This window comes from Butyrivibrio sp. XBB1001 (assembly GCF_000424505.1).
Taxonomy (GTDB): domain Bacteria; phylum Bacillota; class Clostridia; order Lachnospirales; family Lachnospiraceae; genus Butyrivibrio.
The window spans coordinates 110,549-131,334 of record NZ_AUKA01000009.1; the positions used below are offsets into that span (position 1 = coordinate 110,549).

The window sequence follows — 20,786 nt, forward strand, 5'->3', positions numbered from 1 at the left end:
TCGACATATGCTGAGCAAAAAGGCGGCAAATTTAATCACACTGAGGGAGAGGAATATCAATGTTCCTCCCTTTGTTGTGGTTTCATATGACGAGGTAATGAAGGCTGGAGGAGTAGAGAAATATCACTTCAAAAATCCATTTCTCGAAAATGCAGAGGGCGAGTATTACGCTGTCAGAAGCGCTTGTTCCTTGGAAGATAATAAGGATGCGAGCTTTGCAGGCCAGTTTGACACTTACCTCAACGTGGCTTGGAATGACATAGATGCAATGATCACCAAGTGCTACAAGTCACTTACAAATGATTGTGTAAAGAGCTATCTAAAGAGCAAAAAGATATCTGCATCAAACATAAAGATGGATGTAATAGTCCAGAAAATGGTTGATGCTGATTTTGCAGGAGTTATCTTTACAGCAAATCCACAGGGAATACTAAACGAAACCGTTATAAGTGTTTCAAGAGGACTTGGTGAGGGTGTTGTCGCCGATAAAGCTGATAGTGTGACCTATTACTACAATTTAACCGATAAGATTTATTATTCTGAGGGAAAAGAGAATCTTTTATCCTATGACTTTGTAACAAGACTCATAGATATAACTAGCCAGATAAAAGATATATTTGGAGACTATCTTGATATAGAGTTTGCCATAAAAGATGGAGAAATATATATTCTTCAAACCCGCGATATAACTACTGTAAAAGGGGAAAAGCCTCTTATTTTTGACAATAGTAATATCGTGGAAAGTTATCCGGGATTATCACTGCCCCTGACAGAGTCTTTCGTTGACGTGGTTTACAGCGGAGTATTTAGAGGCGTCTGCAATAGAATTCTCAAAGACGACAGGGAATTATCCAAATTTGAAGAAAACGTAAACAACATGGTAGGCCATGTAAATGGAAGAGTGTACTACAAAATCAGCAATTGGTATGCTCTATTAAAGAGCCTTCCATTTAATAGCTTTATTATCCCTGTCTGGCAGGAAATGCTGGGAGTAAAAAATAAAAGCTACGATAAGAGCTATGTGAGACAGTCGCTGCTTGTGAGAGCAAGGATCTATAGAAATATTTTTTCGGAACTTAGAAAAGTTCCTCAGCAAATGGAGGCACTTGCAGCAGAGTTTGAGAAAATAAACAAAAGCTTTTATGAAAAAGATATCGATAATCTGTCATCAAAAGAACTGAAAGCTATATATGAAGACTTAAAGATCAAACTCTTGGATATATGGGATATAACTCTTTTGAATGATCTTTATGCTTTTGTATATACAGGACTTTTGAAAAAGAGATTAAAAAGAAAATATAAGAAAAATGATGACAGTGTAAATGCCTATATTTCAGGCATTTCAAATATTGAAAGCCTTAAACCAATAAAAGAAATGATTGCTCTTGCAATGAATAAAAGCTGGATGGAGCCTTCTCAGTATGAGATGGCCAAGCAGGCTTATATTTCTGAATATGGTGACAGAAATCTCGAGGAATTAAAGCTTGAAAGTAAGACCTTTAGGACTAATCCTGAGCTTCTTGATAAGAGAATTGACGAATATAGAGAAGATTTAGATAAACTATCCGAAGTATATCAGGATATGAATGGGAAAAAACAAGGGGCTGAAACGGAAAAATTTGATGAGTATACAACAAAACTCATAAGACGCTGCACCCTTGGTATCGTAAACAGGGAGGCTTCAAGACTTAACAGGACTAGAATTTTTGGTATCGTAAGAACAATCTTTTTACTGATTGGTAAAAATTTTGCTGATAGAGGTATTATTGAGAGCCAAAGAGATATCTTTTACCTTACAATCGATGAAATCTGGGATCTTGTTGAAAGAAATTCTGATACATCATCTGAAGAATGTGACACAGAGAAGAATTTGACAAGGAACGCTGGAAATACAGAAACTAGCGCAGATATCAAGTACCTGATCCATAACCGCAAAGAGGATTATAAATTCTTTGAAAAATTACCGGCCTACACCAGGATTATTTTTGAGGGAAAAGAGTTTGATAAAAAGTGTGCCAGAGTTTCTCTTCACAAGAACTCTTTTGACGGAAAAAAACTCCAGGGAGTGCCTTGCTCAAATGGCGTTGTAACGGGAGAAGCTCTGGTTGTTACAGACGTAAATGCAAGACAGGATGTTAAGGATAAGATACTGATAACGGCAATGACAGATCCTGGCTGGGTTTTCCTTCTTGCAACAGCCAAGGGAGTTATTGCGCAGAAAGGATCGATCCTCTCGCATACAGCTATTATTTCAAGAGAGCTGGGGATTCCTTCAATTGTGGGCGTTGACAATGTCCTTAGCGCCATTCATTCAGGGGACATGATCACGATGAACGGAAATACTGGAGAAATACAGATTCTGAAGGAAGTTAAAGATGTCGCAAGTTAAGGAATTTGAACTTGTTAAATTTGAAAAAGAAAAAAAGTATGTTAATGATTTTATAAGGCTTCCCAGGAAGCTTTATTCTGGCAGGGATAACATGGAAGACCCAGAGCAGATGAGGAAAATACTGCTGGGAGAGCATCCACTTAGCAAGGATTTCAGGCTGGCTAAGTTTCTCGTATATGAAAAGTCTCTTGGCAAGGTAGTTGGCCGTTTTGCTATAACAGTATATGATAACGATGATAATGCATATATAGGTTTTTTTGAGTGTGTAGATGATGATCAGGTAGCAGCTTTTCTGTTTAAATCAGCAGATGCCTTCTGTACAGAGCATGGATACCACAGGATCATTGGCCCTGTAGATGGCTCTTTTTGGATCAAGTACAGACTTAAGGTTAATAGATTTGAAGGCAGCCCCTACACTGGGGAGCCCTACAATAAGGATTATTACTTAAGACTCTTTATGAACAATGGCTATCAGGTGGCGGAGCGGTATGTTTCAAGTGATTATGAAGTCGTAAAAAAGGACTACGAAAGTCCCAAGCTTAAAAAAAGATATGATGAATTTAAGGCTAAAGGATATGAGATTATTAGTCCCACCAGGGAAACCTATGACGAGATAATCGGCGATGTTTACAGACTGATCACAGAGCTATATAGCTCTTTTCCCGTGTACAAGCATATTGATGAAGATGTCTTCAGGGAAATGTTCAAATCCTATAAGTCAATCATGTACATGGATGTGACCAAGATTGTTTACTACAAGGGCAAGGCGGTAGCCTTCTATGTCAACATTCCAGACTACGGAAATACAGTGTATCACCTGAATCTGCCTAATATTCTAAAAGTACTCAGAAACAGGAAAAAGCCCAAGAGAATTATCCTGCTATATATGGGAGTTGATAAAGAGCACCTGGGGCTTGGCGCAGCACTGATCCATGCTATACAGGAAGAACTAAAAAAGCTGCAAACACCAAGTATCGGAGCCCTCTGTAGACAAGGCAAAATAACACAGTTTTACGAAAGTAATCTAATGACAGACACTTACGAGTATGTGCTATTAACCAAGGATATTGTATAAAGCAAGTTGAACATTAAAGATGACTGTGTTAAAATAACTAGGCGCGCATATATGCGCGCTATATATTTGTTTCCGTAGCTCAGCAGGATAGAGCGTTCGCCTCCTAAGCGAAAGGTCGTGCGTTCGAATCGCATCGGGAACACTCGCGAAGGCTACAAGCCATGCAAAAAATAGATAATCCGACTCGTGGGAGTTTACTCACAAACGAGTCGAGTTATCTATTTTTTTATAGGGCGACAGCCCGCGGAGAAGGGAGCTCTGCTTCCTTCGTCGCGCATGGCTTGCTGCCCAAAAAAGTGGGTGACACAGGGTGACAATTTCTCATTCTGCCTGTATGGAGGATAGTGAGTAGTGGTAAAAATGATTGTTAGAGATCCGATGTTTCTGCAACAGAAATCAGAGCCTGCCACAGAGGCTGACAAGCAGGTTATTGTAGATCTTCTTGATACGTTAAGAGCCAATCAGGAGCGCTGCGTTGGAATGGCAGCCAACATGATTGGAGTGAAGAAAAGAATTATCGTGGTGGCTATGGGACCTTTCCATTTTGCTATGGTGAATCCGGTGATTACTAAGAAGAACGGTGAGTATCAGACAGAGGAGAGTTGCCTTTCTCTTGAGGGAGTACGGCCTTGTACCAGATATAAAGAGATCGAGGTGGATTATCTTGATCAGGACTTCAAGCCTCAGCATGGAAAGTACAAGGATTTTACTGCGCAGATAATTCAGCATGAGATCGACCACTTTGATGGGATATTGATCTGAGTAATATGACTACAACGAAACAAGAGCCCATCCTATCGGACAGGCTCTTGTAACGCATCTCTTGGCTTGAATAAAGCATTCGCTATTCTTGCTATAGATATACTAGTGATACATCTGAGTTATGCGAAATGTACTCTGTGTACTGTTGCGCCAAAAGGCATGAGTGAAATTGCTGCGATCTTGAAGAATTGCATTCCAAATGGAATTCCTACAATAGTGATGCTAAGAAGGCATCCAAGTACGAAGTTTATAAATGCAAGTTCAATACCGCCTGCGAAAAACCAGATCACATTCAAAAGGAATGAGAAACATCCTGGGTTAGATTCAATTTCTTTTCCAAAAGGATTAAGTGAGATTGATGCAAGCTTGAAGCATTGCAATCCAACAGGAATTCCAACGATTGTTATGCACCACAAACATCCTGTAATGATCCATGAAAGCCAGCTGATAAAGCCACCACATATTATCCAAAGTATATTTCCTAAAATTCTCATGATTTTAATCTCCTTTGCAATTTTTGTTTGCTGACTATATATACGAATAAGAATTGTTGTGTGGCAAAAATATTTTACAAAGTGAATATTATCCATTCGTTCAGGCTCCTTTTTTTACAATGCAATAATATGCTCTCCACATTTGTTATGTTAGTGAGTGGAGTTTAAGTAGATAATTTATCAAATATAAACTAGCGGGGGATGGCAGATATGATATATAGGAAAATGTGGAAAAATGCGTGGATGATTGGACTGGCGCTATCAGTATTCCTTACAGGATGTAATGGAACAAAAGATAGTAGTGCTGAAGATGCGTCCAATACTCCGACAGAAAGCTACTCTACTATATCAGTTTCATTAGACGAAGATGATGTAGCTTCTGAGGCATCCACGGTAGACGAGAAAAAAGAACTGTTAAAGCAGATACAGACCTGGATTGATGAGCCAGAAAACTATAATTTCTTGTTAGACACCTTCTCGACACCAGAGGACATTTGCTGGGAGGATGCATTGTATGAAGCGGCAATGAGGGGATATCTTGGAACACCACTAGAAAAAATGCCACCAGTGAACAGAAATGAATACCTTGAGCTAGCTGAGAAAGAGGAGCTTAAAAAGGGCGTCTTTGTTATCACTGACGAAGAAATAAGGGCATATACAGAGGCGAAAGTTGGAACAGCCTATGAACTTACAAAAGAGGCAGCGGCCAAGAAGGAAAATGTATGGTACAGAGGTGGAAAAGATACCTTATGGTACTGCGATGTCAGCTCTTTACGTACAGTAGATTATAAGTATAACGGAATACCACAGTACAAATTTATTTGTACAGACGTAACTGAAAGTGACGGAAACATCATACTTAAGACCAAGAGCTATGCCTATACAAATTATCACCAGGCCGTTTCTGAAATTCATCTTATAAAAGGTGAGGCGGGATACCAGGTACTTTCAAACGAGATTCACTGGGAAGAAGGGGCAGTCAAGGTAATTCCTTCGAAAATATCTATGTTTGATGGGGAGGTTTCTTTTGCCGTCTATGATGATGAGAAAGTTATAGATAAAAAGACAAAAAAGTCAACAGGAACTCATAGCTTTTCTATAGCGCTTATTCAGGAGAATGAAGTTTATGACTGGATAGACCTTTATGAAGATAAAGATAATCTTGGCTTTATCAAAACTGTAGATGAAGTACTGGCCGCCGATTATGACCTGGATGGGAAAACAGATCTTATAGTCATTACAGATAGAGTCGGAGGACATGATGTAAAGCTATACTATTGGGATGAAGGATATAATTCAAATGGATATTATCTATGTGACTTTGGCCTTTCCCGGCATGTTTCGTATACACTTGAAAATCCAGATGCGAACGAAGTATTAGCTTATCTTACAGATGGTCATGATAGTGAAGGATTTTCGGATTACAAAGAGGCGTTCAAGTATACTGCTCGTAATTATAGTGGTTCAAGCAGTAGCGATGGAACATTAAATAACGGAAGATTCAGTCTGATCTATTTTGACGAGGATGACATTCCTGAGTTAGTAGCGGATAATACCGGTTATAGAGTATCTGTTTATCAGTTTAAGGATGGAAAAGTGTATCCTATTATTTCCGACTGGGGATATGGAGCAGGAGGGAATGCAGGCTACGAGTACTATGAGAGGGCAGCACTGATTGAAAACTTTGACCAGGACGGAGCTGGCTCAGCATATTACGATACTTATTTAAAGCTCAACGAAGAAACTCATAAGATGGAGACGGTTCTCTATTACTATGGTGTCAATGCTACAGATGATGGCTGGGGAGAACCAGGGTACTTCAAATATGTTGATGGAGAAAAGGTTGAGATTACAGAGTCTGAATACAACATCCTTCTAAGCAGTTATCTGATGGCGTGTTCTTCTAATACTACTAAGTTCTTATGTGGAGACATGACATACAGTGAGCTAGTAGCGGCTATTGATAATGGAAATTACGGCTATACAGATTATAGAGATGCATATCTTGCAGATATAAAGAGATATACTGACAAAAATGGAGATAAAGCAAGATTTGCTCTGGTTTATGTGACGGATGAAGAAACGCCGGAGCTTCTTGCAGAAATTCCTGGAGAGCGTTTTTCTTTATATAGGATGGAAAATGGAAGTAGCATAGCAATTCTGGAAGATCAGTCCTACAAAGATTACGGTGAGGGTACTCTTTCCTATTATCCGGGAGATAACCTCTTTAGTTATACTACTCGTGATGAAAATGCGGGGACAGAGGACACCTGCTACTATCGAATATATGTAGAGGGAAGATATCTATACGGAGAACTTTGGAAGTATGGAAAAAAAGGCAGCGATGGAGTGTATAGTTACACCTACAAAAGAGACAGTGCCTTAACCGGATTTGAACCTAAGATTGTAGACTGTTCACAGGAAGACTTCGAAAAATATTTTTCCTGGTATACGGACGGAACAAAAGAACTTTGTATACTTCAAGGAGATAGTACTTCTGAGGAAATATCGATTATACTTCAGCACTAAATATAGAACTTTTTTCTCAAATATAACAATTTATTGGGGAGAAGTGATATAATCTTTTTGCAATTGAAAGAAAACGTTTTGTTGGAGGGTTTTTGAAATGAATATTTTTAGCAAGGAATATGGAGTAGCACTGCTTGTGCTTCTTATCACCTTAGCTGCGGTTCTTGCGGCATGCGGAATTGCAACACTTATTACTAAGATCATGAAAAAAGAATCAGTGGTTCTTAGCAAAATATTAGTAGGAATATTTGCAGTAATTTTTCTTGGAACAAAAATCTTTTATATCATTCAACTGATTCCATCATTTAAGGATGACAAGTCAATTATTGGTTTGGTGATTGGTGGATGGCTTGTAGAGCTGGCAATTGCACTTATGCTCATGATAATGATAGTTGAGCGTACCAAGAAGAATTGGCTCAGCCTTCTTTTATCACTACTACCAGCTGCTTACAGTGTTTACGTGTTAGTTACGGAATTTTCCAAGGTATTAGGATACCCAACCAAATACATGAAAGCTGATAGCTTTGTTGAATATTTTGGAAATGTTTTTGTTTATGTAGCAGTCCTGGTATTTTGCGTTCTCACAACTTTTGGAGTTATCAAGAACAGAAAGAAAGCAATTCTTTTTGGAATGATCCCAGCAATAATAGCTGCGCTCTGTTTTGTAATTAGATTTGCATTTACTATTGATTTATATACTGATGATCTTATCATTACAACAGTATTTGATGCACTTAAGCGTTCACTTATGGTGATCTGGTGCTATGGTATGGCGCTTAAGGCTGGAGAAACTGTAGTTCCAGCACAGGCAGCTCCACAGTCAGCGCCAGTACAGCCACAGCCTACGATGCAGCCAAATCCACAGCCACAGCAGTTTGTGCAGCAGCCTCAGCAGTTTACGCAGCAGCCACAGCAGTTTCAGCCTAATTTGCAATTCCAGGCAGCACAACCAGAAGTAACTCCAGTTCAGCCAGTTGCTCCACAACCTGTACAGTCAGAAGTGACTCCAGCGCAGCCTGTAAATAACGGATATAAATTTGACCCAGTAACTGGCAAGCCAATTCAGCAGAGTACTGAGGCACCTCAGAATTAAGATAGAAATATATAGAATTAAAGATAATTATTTAGAGCTAATAGCCACCACGCTATTAGCTCAATTTAGAATAAAAGCAAAATCGGGGAGCTAAAAAATGAGTGAATTAAGATACGTTGAGATAAAAGATATACCTGCAGAAAATATTCACATACTTGGAAGGATGGGGAAACAGCGCCAGCCACTTCCCATCTTCTTTAATGGCGGAGGTGTAGAGGTTGTTGTAACTGGTTCAGAGCTTTGGATAGAGCTTGAAACAGAGTCTGATTTTCAGGAAATGTGGGTGGCTGTAGAAATAAACGGCGCCTTCATCTCAAGACAGATGCTTCTTCCAGGAGAGCACAGTATTTGCCTATTTAGAAGCATGGATCCTGCCGCCTCTAAAAGAGTCAGAATCTACAGAGAACTTCAGGCCATGAATGATGACGAGGTTGTAAACCTTTTGGTAAAAGGATTTAAGCTCAACGGAGAGTTCAAGAGCGTTCCTAAATATGAAAGAAAGCTTGAATTTATTGGTGACAGTATTACTTCTGGAGAGGGAAGCTACGGAGCTTTTGAAGATGTTGACTGGATTGCAATGTACATGAGTGCTTCAGTTAACTATGCCACAATGACAGCCAAGGCACTTTCTGCTGACTATCACCTTGTTTCACAGGGCGGCTGGGGAGTATTCGTCGGTTGGGACAATGACATTAGGCACAATCTTCCGTCTGTATATGAGAAAGTATGCGGACTTGCAAACGGTGATAGGAATAAAGCCCTCGGAGCAGCTGATGAGTATGACTTTGACAGTTGGCAGCCAGATGCTATTATTGTCAACCTTGGAACTAATGATGCAACTTCTTTTGACCAGGCTGAGTTTGTAAATCCCGAGGATGGCAAGACCTACAAGATGAGAAGAAATGAAGATGGAACAAGGAACAGAGAGGATGAGCTTAAGATTGTCAGCGCCGTAGAGAACTTCCTTACAATGCTTAGAAAACACAGTCCAAAGGCTCATATTGTATGGTGCTACGGAATGCTGGGCTGCGATCTTAACCTTGTTATCACAGAGGGAATGAACAGGTATAAAGAGAAAACCGGGGATCAGAACATAGCATTTTTCCAGCTTCCAAACACAAAGATGGATACCTATGGATCTCATATGCACCCTGGCAGAAAGTCCCACGAAAATGCTTCAAAAGAGCTGGTTGACTATCTTAAGACCAAACTTAACTGGGAATAAATCCAGAACCACAAAAGAAATTCACGGTTAATTGTTCAGGCAGAAATAAGTCAAAACAGAACAAGAAAATAAATGTTTTCAAACTTAGGATATGATAAAATTATAATGTAATAATCTTGGCAAATTAAATTGTATCTAATGTGTTTGGAGGTAGGAGATGGATAATTCTTTTCCAGAGATAAAAACTTTTTTTGGCTTTGGCTGTATGAGACTTCCGATGATCGGATCAGAGGTAGATATTGAGCAGTTCAAGGAAATGGTTGATTACTTTATAGATAATGGATTCAACTATTTTGATACTGCACACGGATATATTGATGGCAAATCTGAGAAGGCGATAAAGGTAGCGATTTCAGACAGATATCCTAGAGAGAAATTTCTTTTAACAAACAAATTATCAGATTCATATTTCCACAAGGAAGAGGACATCAGACCTTTCTTCCAAAGTCAGCTTGATGCCTGCGGCGTAGAGTATTTTGACTTTTACCTTATGCATGCGCAGAATGCCAGAAATTTTGAGCAGTACAAGGAGTGCAGAGCATACGAGACTGCTTTTGAGCTCAAAAAAGAGGGCAAGATCAAGCATGTAGGTCTTTCTTTCCATGACAGTGCAGAGGTTTTGGATAAGATCCTTACAACATATCCTGATGTGGAGATTGTTCAGATTCAGTTTAACTATCTTGACTATGAAGACCCATCAGTTCAGAGCCGCAAGTGCTATGAGGTATGCAGAAAGCACAATAAACCAATGATAGTTATGGAGCCAGTTAAAGGCGGAAGTCTGGTTAAGCTCCCTGAGGATGCTCAGAAAGTATTTGATGGTATGGGCGATGGACTTTCAAATGCAAGCTATGCTATCAGATTTGCTGCCGGTCAGGAAGGAATCCGCGTAGTTTTATCTGGAATGAGCGACATGGCACAGATGAAGGACAACGTTTCTTACATGAAGGACTTTAAGCCTCTTTCAGAAAAAGAGATGGAGGCTGTAGCCAAGGTTACAGCTATTTACAAGGGACTTGATATGATCCCATGTACATCATGCCATTACTGCGTAGAGCAGAATCACTGCCCTATGAACATCATGATCCCAGAGATGTTCTCATGTTATAACACAAGAAAGATCTTTAATGATTGGAATCAGAAGATGTACTACAGAAATGTACTGGTGGCAGAGGGACATGGAGCAGCTAGCGCTTGTATAGAGTGCGGAGGCTGTGAGGCTGTTTGTCCTCAGCACCTTGGAATCAGAATGCTTCTCAAGGATGTAGCAGAAGAACTGGAGTAATATTTTTACCAAGGACAACTGAATTAAAAAAAGCGCGAAAATATAAAGTATTACCCGAACACAAAGTGTTTTGGGTAATACTTTTTTGTGGTAAAATTTAGTAAAATTTTTATCTAGTGTGTTAACTAGGGATAGGGTTACAAAATGAAAAACAAAGTATTAAAAAGAGCTGTGTCAGGACTAGCACTGGCAGCGCTTTTGACGGGAGCGGTTAGCGGCTGCGCAGGGTCAGGGGCACAAGAAGAAGGAAGAAAAGAAAGCTCTAGTTTGTCTGCTGAGGCAGCCAGCGTAGAGGGCGCATTAGAAGGAAAAGAGACAGGAGAGGAAAACTTGGAAAATATGGAGATAGCAAGACGGGTAAAGCTTGATATAAGTGACAGACAGACATTTAACGATACAAATGGAGACGGATTTGGGGAGTTTCAGGGTTTTGGAACAAGTCTATGCTGGTGGGCAAACAGATGTGGATATAGCCAGGAACTGACAGAGCAGTCAGCAGAAGCCTTTTTTGACAAGGAAAAAGGAATAGGAATGACAATTGGCCGCTATAACATAGGCGGCGGAGATAATGTCACAACTGAGGATGTAACAGCCAGCATGAAGGAGGAGAGCCCATTTCTTCACAAGGATCACATCAGAAGGTCGGATTCTGTTGTGCCTGGATACGCAACAGATGTAACTAAGGTTGATTTAAGCGCAAATAGTAAGGACTATTACGAGACTAATTTCGAAAGAGTTGACTACGACTGTGGATTTGCCTGGAACTACAATTGGGATGCAGACAAGAATCAGATGAATATCCTTCTAGCCGCGATCAAGGCTTCAGGAGATGAGTTTATAGCAGAGGCATTTTCCAATTCACCGCCATATTTCATGACGGTATCAGGATGCTCATCAGGAAATGAGGAGCCTTCAGAGGACAACCTTAGAGAAGATTCAGTTAATGCCTTTGCATGCTACATGGCAGATGTTATCGAGCATTGGATAAAAGAGGGCCTGGTAAACTTCCAGAGCGCAGCTCCAATGAATGAGCCTGCTACAAGTTACTGGGGAGCCTTTAGTGAAAAGCAGGAAGGATGCCATTTTTCACAGGGCGAGTCTCAGTCAAGGATTCTCGTTGCGCTTAATAAAGAACTGCAAAATAAGGGAATTGATATAATAATCAGCGCATCAGATGAAACCAGCATTGACACCCAGATTACTTCTTATCAGAATCTGACAAATGAGGCGAAAGACGTCGTAAAAAGAATAGACACCCATTCCTACCAGGGAACCATGAGAAAAATGTTAAGGTCCACAGCAGAAGATGCGAACGAAAACCTTTGGATGAGCGAAGTTGATGGAACCTTTACGATTGGTCATAAGGACACCGGAATGAGCGCAGCCTTGGGCTTTTCAGAGGCAATCATGCAGGATTTAAACGGCCTTATGCCATCAGCCTGGATCATGTGGGATGCGGTAGATCTTCATGTGGATTCTAATAACAAATATGACACATGTAAGAGAGAAGAAGCAGACAAGATCATTCAGGAAGGTCTTCCTTTCTGGGGCATTGCAATCGCAGACCACGATACAAAGGAACTTCTTCTGAGTAAGAAGTACTATGCGATGGGACAGTTTTCCAAATATATAAGACCAGGGTACTGCCTAGTGGCTTCAAGTGATGTTACTGTAGCGGCCTACAATCCTGATGAGAAAAAGGTTGTTATAGTTGCTATGAATACTAATAGTGATGATCTTTGCTGGGAATTTGACCTTTCTGATTTTGATGTTGATACTTCAAAAATAGAAATTATCAGAACAAGCGGAAACATTAATGGAGAGAACCTTGTATCTGTAACAGATACATGCAATACAGCAGTAGGCGGAAAAACCTTCAAGTCATTTATAAAAGGCAGTTCAATCACAACATTTGTAATTGGATAATGGCGATTTAAGTATCGGGGGTAATAATGGCTACATTAAAAGAAATAGCGGCGGAGTGTGGATTTTCAATAGCTACAGTATCAAGAGTCTTAAATGAGGATGATACTCTAAATGTTCCGGAGGCCACAAGGGAACTTATAATGGAAACCGCTGGCCGTCTTAATTACAAGACAAGAACAGAGAGAAAAAGAGTTGAAGCAGCCAGGAAAAAAGGTCTTCATAAGCTATCTCGTGTCGGAATAGTGGAGATGCTTAGTGTAGGTGAGCAGATAGAAGATGCTTATTACATGTACCTTAAGAACAATGTAGAAAAAGTGTGCATGGAAGAAGAAATTGAAGCTATTCCTATGCAGTATGATGAAGAGCATAGCGAGTATAAAAATATGGGCAGTCCTGTTGATGGAATCATAGCAATAGGACAGTTTTCTGACGAACGTGTCATGGCCATGCGGAAAAAGACTGAGAAAATAGTCTTTATTGATTCTTCCCCTGATGAGCAGAGGTTTTGCTCAATAAAGACAAACTATGAAACCGGCGTAAGGCAAGGAGTTGATTACCTTGTGAGGCAGGGGCATAGCAATATAGCTTTTGTGGGACCGGAAAATTCCAGAGATTCCAGAGCCATAACAGCTCCAGAGGACAGACGCAGAATCTTTAAAGCAGTGACCAAGGAATATCAGGGCAGGGTGCATCCTGAAACAATTGATGTTACTGGAACTTCAAGAGATGCCACAGAAAAGATACTAAGATTCATTATTTCTGATAATAATTTGAGAAAGCCAGAAGATAAGGTGACAGCTCTTTTTACTTACAATGAGGCGACAGCTATAGGAGCTATAAAGGCTGTGCAGAATTCAGGGCTATCCGTGCCAGATGATATAAGTGTTCTTGGCTACAATGACACTGTTCTTGCTTCATATATGCAGCCACCAATTACAGGAATTCATATTTATATGGACGAAATGGCAAGAGCCGCAGTAGAGGCTCTTACTAAATTAATAAATGGGTATGTGAATATACCATTTACTACACTGATTCCTACAACCTTGATGGAAAGAGGAAGTATCAGGAAATTAGTGTGAAATAAGTATTACATGAGGAGATGAAAAAATTGATTATTGGAAGGAGGTCGAAAGCGACCTCCTTTTTTGGTGATTATTCATGAAAGTACGCCGGGATAAACTTGCTAAAAATATGCAAAATTTTTGAAGTAAAATTTTAGTAAAAATGTCAGATAGCATTATTCCACAATTAATCTTAGAATTTTACGTAGACGACTTATCAATAATGTACAAATCATAATGTACAGGATTATCGATGTGGGAAATCGATAGTATGAAAAATTGAAAGGGGTATGAAAATGAAAAAGGATTGGAGGAGAGTTCTATCGTCGGTTCTTGGAGTGACAGTGGGTGTTACTACCTTGTTTCAGGCCGGGAGTATATCGTCGATAGAGGCTCAGGCAGCTGACGTTAAGGTGGACAAGACTGTTAAGCTTTCACCTGCCAAAGCATCAGTATTTAATGACACTGATGGCGACGGATTCGGTGAGTTCCAGGGCTTTGGAACGAGCCTATGCTGGTGGGCAAATCGTGTGGGGTATAGCGATGAACTTACGCAGCAGTCTGCGACAGCATTCTACGACAAGGAAGAAGGCCTTGGAATGACTATCGGCAGATACAACGTTGGTGGTGGAGACAACGTTGGAGAAGCACCTGAAGTATCTGTAAACGAAAAAGCGGTATTTTATGACACATCTTCGGATGCTCTAACTTATGCCGGATCTAAGATGAGTCCATCTACCAACACCAGCCTTCAGAATGTAAGTTTTTCAAGATCTGATGCTGATTTTGGATTTACAGCAGGCAAAAATGTTGGTTCTTTTGATGCAATCGGATGGGTCAATAATCTTGATGGAGAAGTTGGCTCAGGAGACAATCTTCACTACCTTATAAACGTAGAAGAGGACGGTACATATACAGTAAAGATGCTCTTTACACTCTCTGGAACGAACAAGAGAGGCGTAAGCATGAGGGTAACTACAGAGGGAGCTACCACATATGAGCATGAGGAAGAAGGGGCTGGAACAGAAGGGGATGAACTTGTTCCAGAAAGCGATATTCTAGAGGGAAAAGAAACAGAGGCTTCTGATGGTGCATCAGTTGAAGCATCTGAGACAGAGGAAAATGAAGGTGTTCAGAAAGAATCTTCAAATGAAGATGAGGTAGTAGAAGATGCAGTAGGAGATGTAGAGGAAGCTAAAGAGGAACCTGTAATTGAGGCAGAGAAGGTAGCTGAAACAAAGGCTCTTACTGAGTCAGGGGATAATAAGAGCGATGCACTTCTTGAAGATGTTCCTTCACAGTCAAAGGTCTACACTCAGCATGCAGATGATGTAAACAAGGGCGTTATAGCTTCTGGCAACAACAATATGCTCTTTGTTGTAACATTTGAAAATGTTGAGCTCAAGGCAGGCACAAACAAGATCGATATCGGTGGAGCTGATGGAGACTGGTGTCTTGACTATGTAAAGATGGCAATCATCAAGTCTGGTGAAGAAGGAGAGCTTCCAGAAGGCAGCGATTTCCTTCACGGAGACCACATCAGAAGATCTGACTCTATCGTTCCTGGCTACGCAACAGACGTAACAAAGATCAATCTTGAGAAGCATGATGCCCAGTACTATGAGACAAATTTTGCAAGAGCAGACTTTGACTGCGGCTTTGCTTGGAACTACAACTGGGATGCTGACAAGAATCAGATGAATGTTCTTATTGCGGCAGCTAAGGCTGCAGGAGATGAGTTTATTGGCGAAGCATTCTCCAATTCACCTCCATATTTCATGACAGTATCAGGATGTTCGTCAGGAAACGTGAATGCGAATGAGGATAATCTTAGAGCAGATTCAGTTAACGCATTTGCATGCTATATGGCAGATGTAATTGAGCACTGGGCACAGGAAGGAGTTATTAACTTCCAGTCCACAACTCCAATGAACGAGCCATATACAAACTATTGGGGTGCATACAGTAACAAGCAGGAAGGCTGCCACTTTGATATTGGCGAGTCTCAGTCAAGAATTCTTGTGGCACTCAATAAAGAGCTTGAGAAAAAAGGCATAGATATCCTTATCTCTGCCTCTGATGAAACAAGTATCGATACAGCTATTACCTCTTTTAACGCACTTACAGATGAGGCAAAAGAGGTTGTGGATAGAATCGATGCTCACACCTACAGCGGATCAAACAGAGCAGGTATCAAGGCTCTTTCAGAAGAAGCTGGCAAGAATCTCTGGATGAGTGAAGTTGATGGAACCTTCGAAGCAGGTACAAATGCAGGCGAAATGAAGGCTGGACTTGGCTTTGCACAGAGAATCATAACTGACGTAAATGGCATGATGCCATCAGCATGGATCATGTGGGATGCAGTAGATATCCATATTGATTCAAAAAACCAGTATGATACAGCAACAGCTGAATCTGTTGAAAAAATGCTTTCAGAAGGCAATGGCTTCTGGGGTATTGCAATTGCAAACCATGATACACAGGAACTTATCCTTAGCAAGAAGTATTACGCTTTTGGTCAGTTCTCAAGATACATCAGACCAGGATACGCTATCATCGGATCAAGCGATCAGACAGTAGCAGCCTTTGATCCAAAGGAAGGCAAGGTAGTTGTTGTTGCTGTGAACACAGCTGGAGATGACAAGACCTGGAAGTTTAACCTTCAGGACTTCTCACAGATTGGAACAAAGGTAACTGCAATCCGTACAAGCGGAAGCAGAGCAGATGGCGAGAACTGGGCAGATGTAAGCGATTCTGACAACATCGTAGTAGATACAGCTGCCAAGAATGTAACAGCAACACTTAAGGCTAACTCAATCACAACCTACATAATTGAGGGTGTTGTATATGACAGCAGCGCAGAGACAGTAGTTTCTGTAGACAATAATACTATTTTTGCAGTTAAGGGAACAGCAGCAGTTCTTCCTGAAACTGTAAGCGTTAAGACAAGCAAAAACAACACAATAAATGCCAAGGTTACCTGGGAAACAGAAGGACTTGATCTTACAAGTGCCAGCGAAGTAACAGGTATTCTCGATGGCTACGGATATGAAGTAACCTTTGCAATTAAGTTTGTTGACCCTAATATGGCATGGTACATCGATTGTAACGACAACGAAAAAGGCCATACTTCATACAAGACAATGGATTCCTATGCAGATCTTTTCAATGAAGTTCCAGACCAGAAGTACGATGGAACCTGGGGAAGACTTGAGGATTACGGCGCATACAACAACTCAGACGATGATCCATGGGCTTATGGATGGTATGCATATTCTAATCAGAGCATTGATTACACAGTTCCTTTAGATGCAGGCGATTACACGCTGACCTTTGGATTTAAGGAATGGTGGAATCAGTCAAGACCTATGTCTGTATACGCAGTGATAGATAAAGAGGAGTACCTCCTTGGAAACACTAATTCCAAGAACGGCAAGAATAACTGGAATACACCAGTGTACAGCTACAGCCTTTCAGAGAAGGCAGATGTAACCTTCTCAGTCAGGAAAAATGGCGGCCCTGATCCAGTTCTTTCATTTATCAGGGTACAGAAGAACCTTTCTCTTGGTGAGCTAAAGAGTCAGCTAGTCAAGGCTCAGCAGATAGATACAACAAACTATTCAGTGGCTAAGCTGTCCAGACTACACGCTCTTTTGGAAAAGGCACAGACACTTATGCTCAGAGCAGCAACAACTCAGCAGGACATTGATGCTATGGTAAAAGAGCTGTCTGAGTTTGTAGAGTCAGATGGTAACATGATTTCAGAAGATGAGATTGCAGCAAACGATTATGTTCTTTATCTCGTTGACTGCGGTAGCTCAGATAACACACAGGTTCCTGATGACAACAGACTTGGCCTCTACCAGTCAGTAACAGAGCAGGAATTTGGAGTAGATGCTGGAACAGGCCTTAGCTGGGGCTATTTGTCAGACCCTGAGTATGGCGTAAGAGTAGCAGGCGGTTCTGCAGATGGTTCACTAACAGGCAACTATATTTATATGTCTGATAAGGGATGGACCTACAAGAAGGGCGTCAGTGGACTTTACTACAGCTTCGAACTTCCAGACAGAAGCAGCAACGAGTATCTTGTGACAATAGGCGTAAAGAGCCCTTGGAGCGCAAGAGACATCAGCTATGATTTCGAGGGAACTAATGTAGAGTCAGGCCTTAACCTTGGCCAGGGATCACTTGTAGAAAAGACCTACACAGTAGAAGTGACAGATGGAGAGCTTAATCTTTATGCTTATGCAACTAACAGAACAAGCTCATATGTAGATCCACTTCTTAGCTATATTATTGTAAAAGCAGTTCCTGAGTACACTGTAGACACACTTAAGGTTGCAATCGATAACTTCCGTAAGGCAATGGAAGGAAAGACCTATACAAAGGAAAGCCTTGCAGCATTTGAGGCGGCAGAAGCAGCAGCACAGGCACTCATTGATGAAAATTCAAAGGATACTGTAGCTATTAAAGAGGCATACAAGAAGTTGAAGGAAGCATTTGATAATCTGGTTGAGACACACATTGTAAATTACACATCAATTACAGGTGTTGAGGGAGCTCCTTTGTACGACAATAATGGAGTTCTTGTACAGGCTCATGGCGGACAGATCCAGCAGTTCACAATTGATGGTGTTACCAAATACTACTGGTATGGCGAAGACAAGACATATGATTATCAGCCAGTTGTTGGAGTACATCTTTATACTTCAACTGATCTTTACAACTGGGTAGATGAGGGTGTTCCTTTCAGAGCAATTCCTGTATCTGATGAGGATTACGGCACTTACAAGAACGAAGGCTATAAGGCAGATCTTTCAATCTTTGAGAATGATGAATATTTCAGCACACTTTATGCTGATTACAAGGATCAGCCTTCAACAGATCCTATTTATGACAGCAAGCTCGAAGAGCTCTACTGGAACATTGCCGCAGACAGAACAGTTATGGAGAGACCTAAAGTTCTCTACAACGACAAGACTGGCAAGTACGTAATGTGGTGGCACTGCGACGGAACTACCAAGGATAACCCGACAGGTTCTAACTATGGTAAGGCAAAAGCCGGTGTTGCTATATCAGATTCACCTTTTGGACCATTTAAGTATCTTGGTTCCTACAAACTCAACTATGACGAGAATGCAGATCATAGCTGGGATAGCGCTCCATCTTCATGGGGATCTGTAAGAGATATGAACGTCTTCAAGGATGATGACGGAACAGCTTACGTAATGTACTCATCTGACGGAAATACTAACATGTACATTGCAAAGCTCAATGATGACTACACATATCTTGCCAAGGATCAGGAACACGCAGTTCTGGGCGAAGACTTTACAGTAAACTTTGTTGGCGCATCAAGAGAAGCTCCCGCAATGTTCAAGTACAACGGAACCTATTACATGATCACATCCGGTTGTACAGGATGGGATCCAAACCCTGCAAGCTATGCTTATGCAGATACTCCACTTGGACCATGGACACAGGTAAATAACCCATGTACAGACTCTGGTGCAAATACTACCTATAGAACACAGTCTACATGCGTATTCCCAGTAGATGCTGCTGCAGGTAAGTTCATTTACATGGGTGACAGATGGAATTCAGGAGATCTTTCAGAGTCAAGATACGTATGGCTTCCAGTTGAATTCTTATCAGGCAAAAAGATAGCGCTTAGAAGCTATTCAAACTGGACACTTGATGAACTTGAAAACAAGGGAGAGTTCGAAATAAACACAGAGCTTCCTGCATATGCTCTTTCCAAGGAAGACCTTGAAGAAAAGCTTCCTTCAGAGGTTGAACTTACACTTTCAGATGGAAGTAAGGTAACAAAGGGTGTTAGCTGGAATACGGACAAGGTTGCACTTGTAGGAGATGTTGAGATAACAGGAGTTCTTGCTGATTACAACAGAAGCTTTACACATACAGTTTGCATGATACCTGACAAGATGATCTACTTCTACGACAGTGCTTCTAGAAATGTTCTGGGAGATGAAGAGGCAGAGTACCTTTCATCAGCAAGAGCAGTTTTAAAGAAACAGCTTAGAAACGCTACTGCAGATGAAGATTATGCAGTAACAGGTATTGCAGGCTATAACGGTGTTAGAAGCTCTGAAAACGCAGACAGCTACGATGTTGGATTTAAGAACTCTGGCGCTGATATCTGGGGACATGGTTTCTGGGCAGCTGGAAACAAGACTATCGATTACACCTTTACTCTTGAAGAAGGTCAGTATACAGTAGCGACAGGCTATCAGGAGTGGTGGAACACATCAAGACCTACACGTATCACAGTTATAGACGCAGATGGAAAAGAGCTTGCAAGACACAACTTCACACTTGGCTCTTCAGACAGTGCAAGGCTTGAGACAGTAAGCTTTGAAGTATCAGCTGACACAAAGGTAACAGTGAGAGTAGCCAAGACTGGAAATCCAGATCCTGTACTTAGCTTTATCGCAGTAATAAAGGATTCGATGGATAAAGAAAAAGAGAACATCGGATACACTAATGGCCGCTGGTATACAAAGTGGGGAGCAACCTACTACGAGACTGAGGATGGTGAAAAGCTTTCTGGAATGCAGAAGATTGATGGAGTATATTACTACTTCAGCCAAAAAGGTGTTATGCAGAAAACCTGCTTCGTAGAGGATGGAAACAACAAGTACTACTTTGGAAATGACGGAAAGCTTCATACAGGCTGGCTTGAAAAGTGGAGTGCAAAATACTACTTTGATGAAGATGGTGTGATGCAGACAGGATTTACTCTTATCGATGGCAAGACCTATTGCTTTGATGATAAAGGTAAACTCCAGATCAACACTTGGATTACCGTGGGTGATGATAAGTACTATGCAAAGGGCGATGGTACTATGGCTCAGGATGAGACAATAACAAAATGGCTTAAAAAGTACACCTTCGATGCACAGGGTAAGCTGATCCAGTAAGAT

11 protein-coding genes and 1 tRNA gene are annotated in these 20,786 nt (G+C 40.9%); 11 read left to right on the forward strand and 1 reads right to left on the reverse strand.

Annotation, left to right across the window (positions count from 1 at the left end):
• Positions 1–7 precede the first annotated feature (7 nt).
• The 4 genes from G631_RS18780 (at position 8) to G631_RS0109780 (ending at position 4,226) form a co-directional block, all read left to right on the forward strand.
• Complete coding sequence (locus G631_RS18780; RefSeq protein ID WP_035789612.1) at positions 8–2,389, forward strand: PEP/pyruvate-binding domain-containing protein; 2,382 nt, start codon at positions 8–10, stop codon at positions 2,387–2,389.
• Positions 2,376–3,464: a hypothetical protein gene (locus G631_RS0109770; protein ID WP_026489284.1), complete on the forward strand. Its 1,089-nt coding sequence runs from the start codon at positions 2,376–2,378 to the stop codon at positions 3,462–3,464. The genes G631_RS18780 and G631_RS0109770 overlap by 14 nt, the downstream gene beginning before the upstream one ends.
• 68 nt (positions 3,465–3,532) lie before the next feature.
• Positions 3,533–3,606, forward strand: a tRNA-Arg gene (locus G631_RS0109775).
• A 209-nt stretch (positions 3,607–3,815) separates the two neighbouring features.
• Positions 3,816–4,226 carry a peptide deformylase gene (locus G631_RS0109780; RefSeq protein WP_026489285.1) on the forward strand — a complete coding sequence of 137 codons (411 nt, stop codon included), beginning with the start codon at positions 3,816–3,818 and terminating at the stop codon, positions 4,224–4,226.
• A gap of 119 nt (positions 4,227–4,345) precedes the next feature.
• Here the strand turns inward: G631_RS0109780 and G631_RS0109785 are convergent, their stop codons facing one another.
• The gene (locus G631_RS0109785) at positions 4,346–4,720 is read right to left on the reverse strand and encodes a YccF domain-containing protein (RefSeq protein ID WP_026489286.1); all 375 of its coding nucleotides are present in this window, start codon (positions 4,718–4,720) and stop codon (positions 4,346–4,348) included.
• 210 nt (positions 4,721–4,930) lie between these two features.
• Here G631_RS0109785 and G631_RS0109790 point away from each other — a divergent pair, with 210 nt between their 5' ends.
• The 7 genes from G631_RS0109790 to G631_RS0109820 all read left to right on the forward strand — a co-directional run bounded on the left by G631_RS0109790 (position 4,931) and on the right by G631_RS0109820 (position 20,783).
• A complete protein-coding gene (locus tag G631_RS0109790) occupies positions 4,931–7,249 on the forward strand; it encodes a hypothetical protein (protein WP_026489287.1) in 2,319 nt (772 codons plus the stop codon).
• Positions 7,250–7,346: 97 nt separating this feature from the next.
• Positions 7,347–8,342: a hypothetical protein gene (locus G631_RS0109795; RefSeq protein ID WP_026489288.1), complete on the forward strand. Its 996-nt coding sequence runs from the start codon at positions 7,347–7,349 to the stop codon at positions 8,340–8,342.
• Between the two features lie 97 nt (positions 8,343–8,439).
• The gene (locus tag G631_RS0109800; protein ID WP_026489289.1) at positions 8,440–9,567 is read left to right on the forward strand and encodes an SGNH/GDSL hydrolase family protein; all 1,128 of its coding nucleotides are present in this window, start codon (positions 8,440–8,442) and stop codon (positions 9,565–9,567) included.
• 157 nt (positions 9,568–9,724) lie between these two features.
• A complete protein-coding gene (locus G631_RS0109805) occupies positions 9,725–10,852 on the forward strand; it encodes an aldo/keto reductase (protein ID WP_026489290.1) in 1,128 nt (375 codons plus the stop codon).
• Between the two features lie 144 nt (positions 10,853–10,996).
• Complete coding sequence (locus tag G631_RS0109810) at positions 10,997–12,778, forward strand: glycoside hydrolase (protein WP_026489291.1); 1,782 nt, start codon at positions 10,997–10,999, stop codon at positions 12,776–12,778.
• 26 nt (positions 12,779–12,804) lie between these two features.
• Complete coding sequence (locus G631_RS0109815; RefSeq protein WP_026489292.1) at positions 12,805–13,860, forward strand: LacI family DNA-binding transcriptional regulator; 1,056 nt, start codon at positions 12,805–12,807, stop codon at positions 13,858–13,860.
• A gap of 278 nt (positions 13,861–14,138) precedes the next feature.
• The gene (locus G631_RS0109820; protein WP_026489293.1) at positions 14,139–20,783 is read left to right on the forward strand and encodes an Ig-like domain-containing protein; all 6,645 of its coding nucleotides are present in this window, start codon (positions 14,139–14,141) and stop codon (positions 20,781–20,783) included.
• The last annotated feature ends 3 nt before the right edge of the window (positions 20,784–20,786 follow it).